Annotated in this window: 16 protein-coding genes; 5 read left to right on the top strand and 11 right to left on the bottom strand. The window is 71.5% G+C overall.

Going from position 1 to position 12,277, the window contains the following annotated elements; genetic code table 11:
• Positions 1-18: 18 nt before the first annotated feature.
• The 4 genes from ABH927_RS14355 to sigE form a co-directional block, all read right to left on the bottom strand.
• Positions 19-381, bottom strand: a complete 363-nt coding sequence (locus ABH927_RS14355) for a sec-independent translocase (RefSeq protein ID WP_370021641.1) — start codon at positions 379-381, stop codon at positions 19-21.
• A 42-nt stretch (positions 382-423) separates the two neighbouring features.
• A complete protein-coding gene (locus ABH927_RS14350; protein WP_370021640.1) occupies positions 424-1,674 on the bottom strand; it encodes a S1C family serine protease in 1,251 nt (416 codons plus the stop codon).
• 61 nt (positions 1,675-1,735) lie between these two features.
• Positions 1,736-2,278, bottom strand: coding sequence for an anti-sigma factor (locus ABH927_RS14345; protein WP_370021639.1), 543 nt, complete (start codon positions 2,276-2,278; stop codon positions 1,736-1,738).
• A complete protein-coding gene (sigE, locus tag ABH927_RS14340) occupies positions 2,275-2,883 on the bottom strand; it encodes an RNA polymerase sigma factor SigE (protein ID WP_370021683.1) in 609 nt (202 codons plus the stop codon). The genes ABH927_RS14345 and sigE overlap by 4 nt, the downstream gene beginning before the upstream one ends.
• Positions 2,884-3,068: 185 nt before the next feature.
• Here sigE and ABH927_RS14335 point away from each other — a divergent pair, with 185 nt between their 5' ends.
• Positions 3,069-3,704, top strand: coding sequence for an O-methyltransferase (locus ABH927_RS14335; RefSeq protein WP_370021638.1), 636 nt, complete (start codon positions 3,069-3,071; stop codon positions 3,702-3,704).
• 14 nt (positions 3,705-3,718) lie between these two features.
• Here the strand turns inward: ABH927_RS14335 and ABH927_RS14330 are convergent, their stop codons facing one another.
• A complete protein-coding gene (locus ABH927_RS14330) occupies positions 3,719-5,158 on the bottom strand; it encodes a leucyl aminopeptidase (RefSeq protein WP_370021637.1) in 1,440 nt (479 codons plus the stop codon).
• 75 nt (positions 5,159-5,233) lie between these two features.
• Positions 5,234-5,401, bottom strand: coding sequence for a DUF3117 domain-containing protein (locus ABH927_RS14325; RefSeq protein ID WP_076433904.1), 168 nt, complete (start codon positions 5,399-5,401; stop codon positions 5,234-5,236).
• Between the two features lie 180 nt (positions 5,402-5,581).
• Between ABH927_RS14325 and ABH927_RS14320 the strand changes: the two genes are divergently transcribed.
• Entirely contained in the window at positions 5,582-6,355 is a 774-nt protein-coding gene (locus ABH927_RS14320; RefSeq protein ID WP_370021634.1) for a PaaX family transcriptional regulator C-terminal domain-containing protein, read from the top strand.
• Positions 6,356-6,422: 67 nt separating this feature from the next.
• Here the strand turns inward: ABH927_RS14320 and ABH927_RS14315 are convergent, their stop codons facing one another.
• Together ABH927_RS14315 and ABH927_RS14310 are read right to left on the bottom strand one after the other, a co-directional pair.
• Entirely contained in the window at positions 6,423-7,022 is a 600-nt protein-coding gene (locus ABH927_RS14315; protein ID WP_370021633.1) for a DNA-3-methyladenine glycosylase I, read from the bottom strand.
• Positions 7,023-7,084: 62 nt separating this feature from the next.
• Positions 7,085-7,510, bottom strand: coding sequence for a hypothetical protein (locus ABH927_RS14310; protein ID WP_370021631.1), 426 nt, complete (start codon positions 7,508-7,510; stop codon positions 7,085-7,087).
• A gap of 44 nt (positions 7,511-7,554) precedes the next feature.
• On the opposite strand from ABH927_RS14310, the gene ABH927_RS14305 reads away from it, so the two are divergent.
• Positions 7,555-7,827 carry a hypothetical protein gene (locus ABH927_RS14305; RefSeq protein ID WP_370021630.1) on the top strand — a complete coding sequence of 91 codons (273 nt, stop codon included), beginning with the start codon at positions 7,555-7,557 and terminating at the stop codon, positions 7,825-7,827.
• Between the two features lie 244 nt (positions 7,828-8,071).
• Here ABH927_RS14305 and ABH927_RS14300 read toward each other — a convergent pair whose 3' ends face one another.
• Together ABH927_RS14300 and ABH927_RS14295 are read right to left on the bottom strand one after the other, a co-directional pair.
• Positions 8,072-8,650 carry a TIGR00730 family Rossman fold protein gene (locus ABH927_RS14300; protein ID WP_370021629.1) on the bottom strand — a complete coding sequence of 193 codons (579 nt, stop codon included), beginning with the start codon at positions 8,648-8,650 and terminating at the stop codon, positions 8,072-8,074.
• 9 nt (positions 8,651-8,659) lie between these two features.
• On the bottom strand, positions 8,660-9,409 hold the full coding sequence (locus tag ABH927_RS14295) for a TIGR00730 family Rossman fold protein (RefSeq protein ID WP_370021627.1): 750 nt from the start codon (positions 9,407-9,409) through the stop codon (positions 8,660-8,662).
• Positions 9,410-9,582: 173 nt separating this feature from the next.
• On the opposite strand from ABH927_RS14295, the gene ABH927_RS14290 reads away from it, so the two are divergent.
• Positions 9,583-9,972: a pyridoxamine 5'-phosphate oxidase family protein gene (locus ABH927_RS14290; protein WP_370021626.1), complete on the top strand. Its 390-nt coding sequence runs from the start codon at positions 9,583-9,585 to the stop codon at positions 9,970-9,972.
• 135 nt (positions 9,973-10,107) lie between these two features.
• On the opposite strand, the gene ABH927_RS14285 is transcribed toward ABH927_RS14290, so the two are convergent.
• Entirely contained in the window at positions 10,108-11,016 is a 909-nt protein-coding gene (locus ABH927_RS14285; protein WP_370021625.1) for an MBL fold metallo-hydrolase, read from the bottom strand.
• Positions 11,017-11,098: 82 nt separating this feature from the next.
• Here ABH927_RS14285 and ABH927_RS14280 point away from each other — a divergent pair, with 82 nt between their 5' ends.
• Positions 11,099-11,950, top strand: coding sequence for a LysR substrate-binding domain-containing protein (locus ABH927_RS14280; protein ID WP_370021623.1), 852 nt, complete (start codon positions 11,099-11,101; stop codon positions 11,948-11,950).
• Positions 11,951-12,277: the final 327 nt, after the last annotated feature.

Raw genomic sequence — 12,277 nt, 5'->3', positions numbered from 1 at the left:
CGCCGTACGCGGACCGGCTTACGTCGCCTCGCTGTCGTACGGCGGAATCTCGCCGAACGACAGCTCGGGCTCGGCGTCCGCCTCGGTGGTGTAGGACCCGGCGTACGGCTCAGCGGCGGCGGGTGCGTTCCAGTCGTTCTCGAGGTCGTCGAGCAGGTGCTTGCGCACGAAGGTCTTCGGGTTCAGGTCGGCCGGGTCGAAGTTGGAGAACTCCGGCCCGAGGTTGGCCTGAAGATCCGCCTTCGCGTTGTTGGCCATCTGCCGTAGCTGCCGCAGCGTCCGGCCCGCCTGCGACGCCGCCTGCGGCAGCTTGTCGGGGCCGAAGACGAGCAGGGCGATCACCACGAGCGCCAGAAGCTCCGGCCAGCCCAGTCCGAACACGGTGATCTCCTTCTGAGGCGATGACTACTTCAGCCTAATCGGTCACGACGGCTGGGCGGTCGGGGCGGGGGCCGCTCCGATGGTCACCGCGGCGATCTTCTCCTGGCCGTCGTGCTGGAACTTGATGGTCACCCTGTCCCCGGGGGCCTTGCTCCGGATCGTGACGATCAGCTCCCGGTTGTCGCTGACCGGGTGGCCGTCGACCTCCAGGATGATGTCCCCCGCCCGCAGGCCCGCCTGGTCGGCCGGGCCGCCGGGCGTGACCGGCGTGGCCCCGCCCTCGGCCTGCGTCGCGATCCGCACTCCCGTGCCCTGGTAGCCCTGGTCGATGGTGATCCCGATCCGGGAGGTCCTGGCCGTGCCGGTGCTGATCAGCTCCTGGGCGATCCGGCGGACGTGGTTGACGGGGATCGCGAAGCCGAGGCCGATGCTCCCGGCCTGCTGGCCCGCCGGCGCGCCGCCGACCGTGGCGATCGCCGAGTTGACGCCGATCACCTCGCCGGCCGCGTTGACCAGCGGCCCACCCGAGTTGCCGGGATTGATGGCGGCGTCGGTCTGGATCGCGTTGATCAGCGCGTAGTCCGAGCCGGTCGAGCCGCCCGCCTCGACGGGACGGTTGAGCGAGCTGATGATGCCCGTGGTGACGGTGCCGGACAGGCCGAGCGGCGAGCCGATGGCGATGACCGGGTCCCCCACGACCACGCTGTCGGAATTGCCGAGAGGAAGCTCCGGGGCGGTGACCGGCGCGTCGGGCTTGACGACGGCGATGTCCGAGTTCGGGTCCCGGCCGACGACTTTGGCGCCGGTCGAGCTGCGGTCGTTGTAGCGGATCCGGATCTCGCCGCCGTCCCCGGCGACCGCGACCACGTGATTGTTGGTCACGATGTAGCCGCCCTTGATGACGAACCCCGACCCCGTGCCCGCCTCCGCGCTGCTCTTGACTTCCAGGGAGACGACGCTGGGCAGGACCTTGGCGGCCACCCCGGCGACCGACTCCGGGGCGCGGCCCGTCGAGCCGCTCGGCGGCGCGCTGAGGGTGTATCCCGGGTCGGTGCCCGAGGGGGGCCGGGTCAGCAGGAACGTGCCCCAGCTCGCGACGCCGCCCGACACGAGCGCGATGACCACAGCCAGGGCCGCGTAGAGCCCCACCCGGCGCGGGGCGGGAGCCGTACCGGGCGGTGGCGGGGGAGGCGGCGCCCAGTCCGGGCCCATGCCGTACGCGCCCTGCGGTGGGTGCGCGGGGTAGAAGTTGGGCCGGTCCGACGCGTCGTAGGGACGCGTGTGGTCGGTCATCGGGGAAACTCCTCGCACGACGGGCTGGCTGTAAGGCCCGATCGTATGCGGTCTCCCCGTATCAGCGCGAAGGCCTCCGGGTGACGCCGTCTGACGGCGTGGGGGACGTCTTCACCAGCGGCACCTGGTTGAGCAGCACCCCCGGAGACGGGTCCTGGTGGGCGGCCGAGCCGGCGACCATGAACATCGTGCCGAGCGCCACGGCCGCGGAGGCCACTCCCACCGCGACGTAGCCCGCCCGTCTCGCCCGGGCCGAACGCCCGGGCCCGGATGAACCGGACACCCGCCGTGGCCGGTTGTCCAGCGGGGCGATGCCGTGCATTCCCGGCAGCCCGTTGGAGGCGAAGGCCGGGTGGTCGGGAAAGGGCCGCATCCGCGGCGGCAGCGGCCCTCCCGGCTCCGACATGCGGAGCAACGACATCGTCAGGTCCACCGGCATGGACGGCGGGTCCATCGACCGCAGGCGGTTCTTCAGCGCCCGCAGCGCGTCGACCTCGGCACGGCAGTCCGCGCAGAAGGTCAGGTGCGCCAGCGCCCGCTCCCGGTCGTTGTGACCCAGCTCCCCGTCGATGAGCGCGGAGACGCGCTCCCCAAGATGACTCATAGCCCCTCCCTGCTGAACGAAGGGGGGAATTGATCGCCGTTCCTGTTGGCGGAGGGCGACCGGTGCTCCAGCGCCTCCCGCAGGTGCGCCCGGCCGCGGTGGATGCGGCTGCGCACGGTGCCGAGCTTCACGCCGAGTGTCGCGGCGATCTCCTCGTAGGACAGCCCCTCGATGTCGCAGAGCACCACGGCCGCCCGGAACTCGGGCGCGAGCGCGTCGAGCGCCGCCTGGATGTCGGGCTCCAGATGCGCGTCGTCGTACGCCTGCGCCGGTGAGGGCTCGCGGCCGTGCAGCCGCTCGGCGGCGTCGTCCGCCAGGCCCTCGAAGCGGATGCGCTGCTTGCGCCGCGCCATGTCGAGGAAGAGGTTAGTCGTGATCCGGTGCAACCAGCCCTCGAAGGTGCCGGGCGTGTAGCTCGACAGGGACCGGAACACCCGGACGAAGACCTCCTGCGTGAGGTCCTCCGCATCGTGCACGTTGCCGGTCAGGCGGTACGCCAGCCGGTATACCCGTGCGGAATGCGTTCGGACGACCTCCTCCCAGGTGGGAGGCGTCCAGCCGGACACCGTAGTCTCCGCCTGGTGGTCGTGGTCGTCCACCGGCATTCCTCTCTGCAGGATCGTCGCTACAGCCATAGTGCCTGGTTTCGCCCCTTCCTGCGCACCGCGGGCCGAGCGGCCTTACACAAAGACCGTTCAAAGCGTGCAACGTCCCCGTTGTGGCGTGAGTTCCCGTTCCGGGCCGACTCCCCTAGGCTGCGACCAACATGAAGCAGGGGAGGGAGAGGCCGATGGCGACACCGGCCAGCCTGGAGTACGCGGAGGACTTCGTCCCGGAGGACGACATCCTGCGGACCGCACGCCAGCGTGGCATCGAGGTGGGAGCGCCCCCGATCCTGCCCGGGTGCGGGGCGGCGCTCTGCTTCCTCGCGACCGTGGTCAACGCCCGCTCGGTGGTCGAGGTCGGCACCGGCTGCGGCGTCTCCGGGCTGTGGCTGCTTCGCGGGATGCGCCCGGACGGCACACTGACGAGCGTGGACGTGGAGCCCGAGCACCAGCGCATGGCGCGGCAGACGTTCGCGGAGGCGGGATACTCCGGCAGCCGCATCCGCCTGATCGGCGGCCGGGCCCTGGACGTGCTCCCCCGCCTCGCCGACGGCGGCTACGACATGGTCTTCTGCGACGCCGCCACCCAGGAGTACCTCGACTACCTCACCGAGTCGGTGCGGCTGCTGCGCCCCGGCGGCGTCGTGGCCTTCGACAACGCCCTCTGGCGAGACCGGGTGGCCGACCCGACGCAGCGTGACCCCGACACCGTCGCCATCCGGGAGCTGGGCCGGATGGTCCGGGCCGACGAGCGGCTCCGGCCGCTCATGCTGCCCTTGGGCGACGGTCTCCTGGTCGCCGTCAAGCTCCCGGCGTCGTAGCCTCGGACAGCGCCTCAGTCTCGGGCAGCGGCCTCCGCCAGGTAGCGCAGGAGGACGCGGACGCCGAAGCCGGTGCCGCCCTTGGTCGTCTCCCCCTCGTCGGCGGTGGACCGCGCGGGCCCGGCGATGTCCAGATGGGCCCAGGGCCGCCCGCCGGTGAACTCCCGCAGGAACAGCGCCGCGATGATCGACCCGGCGGAGCCCGACATCTTCTTGTCGACGTTGGCCAGGTCGGCGACGTCGGAGTCCAGGTCGCCGCGGTAGTCCTCGATCAGCGGCATCCGCCACAGCCGCTCCCCGCTGGCCTCCCCCGCGGCGAGCAGCGCGCGGGCCAGCGGCTCGTCGTCGGCGTAGAGAGCGCCGAGGGACACGCCGAGTGCCACCTTGGCCGCGCCGGTCAGCGTGGCCAGGTCGATCAGCACGTCCGGGTCGAGCTCGGCGTCCGCGTAGGCCAGCGCGTCGGCCAGCACGAGCCGGCCCTCGGCGTCGGTGTTCAGCACCTCGACCGTGCGCCCGCCGTACTGGGTGATGACGTCGCTGGGCCGCTGCGCGGAGCCGGAGATGGCGTTCTCGGCGCAGGCGACCAGCCCGGTGACCCTGGCGGAGATGCCGAAGCCGGCGAGCGCGCTCATCGCCGCGATCACGGCCGCGCCGCCCGCCATGTCGGTCTTCATCGTCTTCATGCCCTCGGTGGGCTTGAGCGAGATGCCGCCGGTGTCGAACGTGATCCCCTTACCGATCAGCACGACGTGCGGAGCCCGCTCCACACCCTCCGGGGTGTAGGAGAGCCGCACGAGCCGGGGCGGGCTGGCCGAGCCCCGGCCGACCGCGCGGATCCCGCCGAACTCGGCGAGCTCGTCCCCCTCCCAGACCCGTACGGCCAGGCCGGAGCGGGCGGCGACCTTCTCGGCCTGCTCCGCCAGCCAGGCGGGAGTCTTCACGGACGCGGGGGTGTTGACCAGGTCGCGCGCCAGCGCGGTGGCATGGGCCACAGCCTCACCCCGGCGCAGCGCCGTCTCGTCTCCTCGGGAGAACACGATCTGCCCGACCGCGGCGGTCCTCGCCTTGCCGATCGTGAACGTGTAGGAGGCGAGAAGCGCCCCCTCGGCGAGAGCGGCGGCGTCGCCCTGGGGCGGGACGGCGACGGTGAGGGACGGACGGCCCTTGGCCTTGCGCGCGAGGGCCGCCCCGGCCTTGCGGAGGGCGGGAGCCGTACAGTCGCCGGTGCCGTAGAGGAGGACGCGGCCCACGCCGTCGCCTCGGGGAACGGGCACCTCGAAGACCTCGCCGGGCTCGCCTTTGGCCTCGTAGTGGGCCAGCAGCGCGCCGACCGGCACGGGCAGCTCAACGGTCAGCTCGAAGGGGGGAGCCAGGTCCGCCCCGAAGGGCACGGCCGCGAGCTCCGCCTCGGCGGCGGGCCGGGCGGTGAAAGCCAGCGTGGTCTCGATCGGCACGAACACCTCCAACAGGGCGGCCCCGGCGCGGGGAGATCCGTCGCCAGGGCCGAAATCGAACAGGTCGGCTGAAATTCAGCCGACCACCTTCTTGAGCGCGTCCCCGAGAGCGCTGGCCTCGTCCGCCGAGAGCTCGACGACGAGTCGGCCGCCACCCTCGAGGGGGACCCGCATGACGATGCCCCGTCCTTCCTTGGTGACCTCCAGCGGACCGTCGCCAGTCCGCGGCTTCATCGCCGCCATGCGTGTATCCCTTCCCGCGTTGTCGGCCACCCCGAAGGGTGACCGGCGCATTCACGTTTCTGTGATGTTCTATTATCCCGCCTCCAAGCTCAAATGGGTAACGTCCAGGATCCGTTCAGCCGATCAATGAGGCCTCGGGCGCATTGTCGAGGACCGATCCCGACCCTCACACTGGAGGGGATGAACGCCCGATCCGCGCTATTCGACCTTTACGGGGACCACCTTCGCACTCGCGGCGGCCGAGCCTCGGTGGCCGCGCTCGTCCGGCTGCTCGCGCCGCTCGACGTCGCCGCCCCCGCCGTCCGGACCGCGATCTCCCGCATGGTCCGCCAGGGCTGGCTCGACCCCGTACGGCTCCCGCAGGGCCCCGGCTACGCGGTCACGCCGAAATGCGAGAGCCGCCTGGACGACGCCGCCTCACGCGTCTACCGGATCGGGGCCGTCACCTGGTCGGGGCGCTGGCACGTGCTGGTCCTGGAACCGGTCAAGGACCGGACCAGACGCGAGCGGCTCCGCGCCGACCTCGCCTTTCTCGGCTACGCGCCGCTTACCGAGACCACCTGGATCGGGCCCCGGCCCTCCCCGGAGCTGGACGCCCTGCGGCTGGCGGCCCACCGGTTCGACGCCGCGCTGGAAGGCGACCCCCGCGATCTGGTCGCCCGCGCGTGGGACCTCGACGGCGTCGCCAGGGCGTACGAGGACTGGCTGGCCAGCGCCGTGGACCTGGTGGGATCGCTGCCGGGCGACGCCCCCGACGACCGGGTCTTCGCCGTCCGCAGCAGGCTGGTGCACGGCTGGCGGAACTTCCTGTTCCGCGACCCCGGCCTGCCGGTCGAGCTGCTCCCGCCCGGCTGGCCGGGAGAGAAGGCGCGGGCCTACTTCGAGCACGAGGCCGCCCGGCTGCTGCCTCCCGCCGCGGCGTTCGTCGACCGCAATCTCGATGGCGGATCGTGATGGGAGCGTGACCCCCGGGGCTGCCACGGTCTCTCAGGAAGGACCGGCTCTCAGGAAGGACGTGCTCTCAGGAAGGACCGGCCGCTGCGCGCAGGCCGGTGACCTCCTCGCGGACGTGGCAGTCGGCCATGTGGTCGTTGACCAGGCCGATCGCCTGCATCAGCGCGTAGGCCGTGGTGGGGCCGACGAACCGGAAGCCGTGCCGCTTCAGCTCCTTGGCCAGCGCCTTCGACCCCTCGGTCTGTGCCGGGATGTCGCCGGGGCCCTTCGGCGTCGGGCTGGACCAGTCCGCGTGCTTCCAGACCAGCTCGGAAAGCCCGCCGGGCAGCTCGGCCGCCGCCCGGGCGTTGGCGATGGCCGCCTCGATCTTCGCGCGGTTGCGGATGATGCCCGCGTCGGCCATCAGCCGTTCGACGTCGGACCCGTCGAAGGCCGCCACCGCCGGAATCGAGAACCCGGCGAAGGCCGCGCGGAAGTTCTCCCGCTTGCGCAGGATGGTCAGCCACGACAGGCCGGACTGGAAGGCCTCGAGCGTGACCCGCTCGTACACACGGTCGTCGCCGACGACCGGACGGCCCCACTCGTCGTCGTGGTAGGCGATGTAGTCCGGCGCCGAGGTGGCCCAGGAACAGCGGATCACCATGTCCGCCGGCATATCCGTCACCATGCCGTCACGATATCCGCCGCCATGCCCTGGGCATGCCGGTCACGACGTCGTCGCCCTGCCCGTCACCAGGTCTCCTCCGCGTCCGAACGGTCGCCCTCCCACCCGTTGGCGGCCGCCATGGGGACCTCGGGCTCGTGCTCCGTACGCGCCGGCTCGGCGGGCTTGGCGTAGACCTCCTGCCGCGCCTGCAGACGGGTGGACAACAACTCGGCGACACGCTGCTCCAGCACCGCGATCCGGGTGTCCCGCTCGCTGAGCGCGGTCGCCGCCCTGTGCAGGGTCTCGTCCACGATCTGCGTGTGGTATCCGACCAGGCTGATGGGCAGATGCAGCGCGATGAAATCGGCGGCGGTCAGGTGGCCCGCGTCAGGCAGCTCAAGCTGCGGCACGTCAGGGGGAAACTCGGCCAGCTCGCCGCCATGGCCCAGGGAGACCATCACCACGCAGACGAGAACGGCGAGCCCGGCGATGATGAGTACGACCAGCACATACGAATCGTGCCACAAGTCGCTTGCATGCGACCATTGAAGATATGACCGTTGTGATCGGCCCAGGTGACGAGATCGAGCCCGGCTGGGTGGAGGCCGCCTCCCTGTCCGAGGTGTCCCGGCTCGCCGCGGCCGGCCGTACGGTCGTCGTGACCCTGCCCGAGGACGAGACCGAGGCGCTCGCGTCGGCGGCCGTCTACGCGTGGGCGGGCGCGCGGGTCTTCCGCACGCCCCATTCCGTACGGCAGGCGCTCGACATGACGGAGTCACTGATCGGACGGCGGCCCCCCACACTCACCCGCCGCGGCCTGGCCTAGAGAGCCGGCCAGGTAACCCATCGCCGTGATCATGCAGGGTTTCCCGGGAAACTCGGGGGACGTGGGGTTCTCCGGATCGTGATCATGCATGGATTCCGCCGCACGCGGTCCGATCGGCGCCGACACCGTTTGTGATCATGCGGTGCCCGCCCGTCGGGCGCACCCTCGTCGTGCATGATCACGCCGCACAAAGCGCCAGGCAGGACGGTGCGCGCGGGAACACGTGCATGATCACGCGGGCGCTCTAGGACTCGCCGAGTTCCTCCGCCGTGGGACGCAAGTGCGGGGCCGCCTTCTCCAGCAGCTCGAAGGCCTCCTCGACCGTGGTCGTCCAGGAGATCGCGTCGAAGACGTTCGCCCGGGTGAAGCCCTGGTCGTACATCCCGTCGACGAGCTCGCGGAGCGGCGCGTAGAGGCCCCACGGGTCGAGCACGACCAGGGGCCTCTCGTGCAGGCCGAGCACGCGCGAGGTCCAGATCTCGAACAGCTCCTCCAGCGTGCCGATGCCGCCGGGCAGCACCAGGAACGCGTCCGACCGGGCGTCCATGACGCCCTTGCGCTCGCGCATGTCCGCGGTGACGATCAGCTCGCCGGAGTCGGTGTCGGCGATCTCGATGTCCACCAGCACCTGCGGGATCACCCCCACGGTGTGGCCGCCGCCGTCCCGGACGGCCCTGGCGACCTCCCCCATGCAGGAGACGATCGCGCCTCCGCTGACCAGGCCGTGACCCCGCCGGGCGAGCTCGGCACCCACCTCCCTCGCGAGGTCGAGGTACTTCGGATCGATCTTCTGGCTGGATGAGCAGAACACGCAGACGAGCACGCTGCCACCTTACTGAGCGGCCGTCCGCTGCTGATCGGCGGCGACGATGATCCGCACCGCCTCGTCGGGGTCGTCGGTGACCTGCATCAGGTCGACGTCCCCCGGGGAGACCTTGCCCGTGGAGACCAGTGTCGTACGGACCCAGTCGATCAGCGGCGTCCAGAACTCCGAACCCATCAGGATCACGGGGAAAGAGGTGACCTTGCGAGTCTGGACCAGGGTCAGCGCCTCGAACAGCTCGTCCAGCGTGCCGAACCCTCCGGGGAGCGCGATGAAGCCGCTGGCGTACTTGACGAACATGGTCTTGCGGACGAAGAAATAGCGGAACTCCACCCCGAGGTCGACGTACTCGTTCATGCGCTGCTCATGGGGCAACTCGATGCCGAGCCCGACCGAGATCCCTCCGGCCTCCAGGGCCCCCTTGTTGGCGGCCTCCATGATTCCCGGCCCGCCGCCGGTGATGACGGCGTAGCCCGCCCTGGCCAGGCCGCGGCCGATACATTCGCCCATCTCGTAATCAGGGCTGTCCTTGGGCGTCCGGGCCGACCCGAAGACCGTGACGGCGGGGGGCAGGTCCGCGAGGGCGCCGAAGCCCTCGACGAACTCGGACTGGATGCGCAGGACCCGCCAGGGATCCATGTGCAGCCACTCGGTCGGGCCCTTCCGGTCGAGCAGCCGCTGGTCATAAGTGGAGTCGGGGACGAGGTCCCCGCGGAGCACGGAGGGGCCCCGGCGACGTTCAGGTCGGGCGTGGTTCATGCGGGTCACGCTAGCCTCACCGGAACGCTCGCGCGCCCGCTCGGCCGTGCAGGACCCCCGTCGTGCCCACGGCCCGTACGGCATGCGCCGGCGCTCTCCGGGTTCGATAAATTCGCACACCAGGTCAACGGTGGTGAGGTGAGTCGATGGCGACAGGAGCCGGAGGGCCCGATATGGCAGGGCTGGGTGAGGGGTTCGCCGCCTTCTGGCGCGAACGGCACCTGTGCACGCTCACCACGGTCCGCCCGGACGGCACGCCGCACGTCGTGCCGGTAGGCGTGACACTCGACCTCCGCACCGGCATCGCCCGGGTGATCACTTCGCGCGGGTCGCACAAGGCCCGGCTGGTCGCGGGGGCCGGCCCCGAGGGCGCGGCGGTCGCCGTCTGCCAGGTCGACGGGCGCCGCTGGTCCACACTGGAGGGCCGCGCGGTGATCCGGGACGAGCCGGAGGAGGTCGCCGACGCCGAGCGCGGATACGCGGAGCGCTACCGCCCGCCACGCCCGAACCCGCAACGCGTGGTCATCGAGATCCGGGTCACCCGGGTCCTCGGCAACGCCTGAGAACAAGGGACGACGGCGCCGAGGGCGATGCCGCCCCAGACCCCGGGTCCGCCGTTCCACACCGCCAGTGCGCTGGTGTGGCGGTGACGACGGCCATCGCGGCAACCATCATTCAGGCGTGGCGGGACGAGGGGGTCATGCGGCGTGCTCGGTGCACAGGCACCCGACGCCCCGCTCGATCCACTCCTGGCCGTCCCACTCGGGGTGCCGCTCGATCAGCAACGCCCGGACCTCGGCGACGATCTCGGCCTCGCCCATCGCGGAGTCACGCCGCCGCCAGGTCTCGTCGCGCAGCTCGCGCAGGTAGTCGCTGACGCCGGTGAGCACCTGCGGGCCGCCGAGGTCACCGTGACCTGGAACCACCACCCGGGGTCCGGTGGCGGCCAGCCGCTCCATCACCGCCAGCCAGCGCACGCCGGAGACGTCCGTGTCGTACGGCGGAAACCACGGGAAGATGGCGAACTGCCCGGTCTCGGCAAGATCCCCGGTGAACAGCACGCCGGCGTCCGGCACCTCGACCACCTGATCGCCCTTCGTGTGACCCCGGCCTGTGGGCCGCAGCCGTACGGTCCGGCCGCCGAGGTCCAGGTCGTACCCGTCGTCGTAGACCACATCAGGGGTGGGCAACCGGACGCCGTCGAGGCGGCGGGCGATCGGGCCGCCGAAGGCCCGGAACATCTCCAGGTAGCCCTGCCCCTTCGTCTTCAGGTCGTCCGCCTGGGCGCGGTTGACCAGGTACGTGGCCTGGCCGGCGAACACCTGCGCGCCGAAAGCGTGCTCGGGGTGGAAGTGCGTCGTGGTCAGGTACAACCGGCGGCCCTTCGCCACCTCGGACGCGAAGGCGAGGACCTGCTCGGCGTTGGCGGTGCCGATGCCCGTCTCGACGACCAGTACGGCCTCCGTACCGCCGATGATGCCGATGTTGGGTACCAGCGCGACCCGGTGGTTCGGGATCACCAGCAGGTCGGGGGCGATCTCCTGGGCGCCGGCAACCCGCACGGCGGGGTCGGGCATCGGTTCGTCGGGCATCGATTCGTTGGTCATGCTCCGATTCCACTGCCCGGGCACGACGGCCGTCCAAGTCCGATTAAGTGGTGTCGATACCGTACGGGTATCGTCCCCGGTCATGGAGCTACGCACGCTGCGCTATTTCGTGGCCGTCGCCGAGGAACTCCACTTCGGCCGGGCCGCCGCCCGGCTGCACATGAGCCAGCCGCCGCTGAGCCGGGCGATCAAGCAGTTGGAGACCGACGTCGGTGCCGTTCTGCTGCACCGCTCCGCCGCAGGCGTCACGCTCACCCCGGCTGGGGCGGCGCTGCTGGACGAGGCGCGTGCCCTGCTCAACCAGGCCGACCGGGTACGCGTGCGCGTGGCAGCGGCGGCCGGCGCCGCGACCATCACCGTCGGCATCCTGGGCGGCAGCGCCGACCGGGGCGCGACGCGGCTGGCCGCCGCGTACCGCCGGCGGCACCCGGGCGTCGAGGTCCGCGTCCGCGAGACCGACCTGACCGATCCGACCTGCGGCCTGCGCGCCGGACTGGTCGACGTCGCCCTGACCCGCGGGCCGTTCGACGAGACCGGCCTGACGGTGCGCGAGCTGCGTGCCGACCCGGTGGGCGCGGTGCTGCGCGCCGACGATCCGCTGGCCCGCCGCGACCGCCTGAAGCTGGCCGACCTGACCGACCGGCGCTGGTTCCAGTTCCCGGACGGCACCGACCCGATCTGGCAGTCGTACTGGAACGGCGGCGAGCCTCGCGAGGGTCCGGTGGTGCGCGCCGTCCAGGAGTGCCTGCAGGCCGTGCTCTGGAACGGCACGGTCGGGATGACCCCGCTCGGGCACGACCCACCCGAGGAGCTGGCCGTGGTGCCGCTGATCGACATGGCGCCGAGCCGCGTGGTGGCGGCGTGGAACGAGGGCGACGCGAACCCGCTGATCCGGTCGCTCGTCCAGATCGCGACGGCCGCCTACCGCGACTGAGCGCCTCGCGGCCGGCGAATGCACCGCGCGGGCTTACACACGCCCTGAACGCGGAGACGATACCTGCCGGAGCCCGTTTCGATCTGAACAACGAGCAGTGGGAGGTGCTCGCCCCGCTCCCGCCGGTCGGCAAGAAGCGCGGGCGCCCGGCGCGATCCCGGCGCGCAGGCCGAGCCGGTGCGGCGGGCCGGCAGGCAAGCCGTTTCCGCAGGTCACCGCCCGAGACACCGGCGCGCGAAAAGATTTTGAAATTCTGCCGGGACTCGCGGAACCGGTTGTCGCGGAGGGCCCGTCTAAGAGACGAGGGTGCTGCTCGGGACTGAAAGT

Source organism: Planotetraspora sp. GP83, assembly GCF_041262585.1.
Taxonomy (GTDB): domain Bacteria; phylum Actinomycetota; class Actinomycetes; order Streptosporangiales; family Streptosporangiaceae; genus JAOEGB01.
Note: the sequence above shows the minus strand (reverse complement) of the source record. Positions and strands in the feature narration are given on the sequence as shown.

Coding starts and splice junctions, on each gene's coding strand:
- ABH927_RS14350 (WP_370021640.1), bottom strand. CDS start 1,674: ATGACCGACCACACGCGTCCCTACGACGCGTCGGACCGGCCCAACTTC.
- ABH927_RS14345 (WP_370021639.1), bottom strand. CDS start 2,278: ATGAGTCATCTTGGGGAGCGCGTCTCCGCGCTCATCGACGGGGAGCTG.
- sigE (WP_370021683.1), bottom strand. CDS start 2,883: ATGCCGGTGGACGACCACGACCACCAGGCGGAGACTACGGTGTCCGGC.
- ABH927_RS14335 (WP_370021638.1), top strand. CDS start 3,069: ATGGCGACACCGGCCAGCCTGGAGTACGCGGAGGACTTCGTCCCGGAG.
- ABH927_RS14325 (WP_076433904.1), bottom strand. CDS start 5,401: ATGGCGGCGATGAAGCCGCGGACTGGCGACGGTCCGCTGGAGGTCACC.
- ABH927_RS14320 (WP_370021634.1), top strand. CDS start 5,582: ATGAACGCCCGATCCGCGCTATTCGACCTTTACGGGGACCACCTTCGC.
- ABH927_RS14315 (WP_370021633.1), bottom strand. CDS start 7,022: ATGGTGACGGATATGCCGGCGGACATGGTGATCCGCTGTTCCTGGGCC.
- ABH927_RS14305 (WP_370021630.1), top strand. CDS start 7,555: ATGACCGTTGTGATCGGCCCAGGTGACGAGATCGAGCCCGGCTGGGTG.
- ABH927_RS14295 (WP_370021627.1), bottom strand. CDS start 9,409: ATGAACCACGCCCGACCTGAACGTCGCCGGGGCCCCTCCGTGCTCCGC.
- ABH927_RS14290 (WP_370021626.1), top strand. CDS start 9,583: ATGGCAGGGCTGGGTGAGGGGTTCGCCGCCTTCTGGCGCGAACGGCAC.
- ABH927_RS14285 (WP_370021625.1), bottom strand. CDS start 11,016: ATGACCAACGAATCGATGCCCGACGAACCGATGCCCGACCCCGCCGTG.
- ABH927_RS14280 (WP_370021623.1), top strand. CDS start 11,099: ATGGAGCTACGCACGCTGCGCTATTTCGTGGCCGTCGCCGAGGAACTC.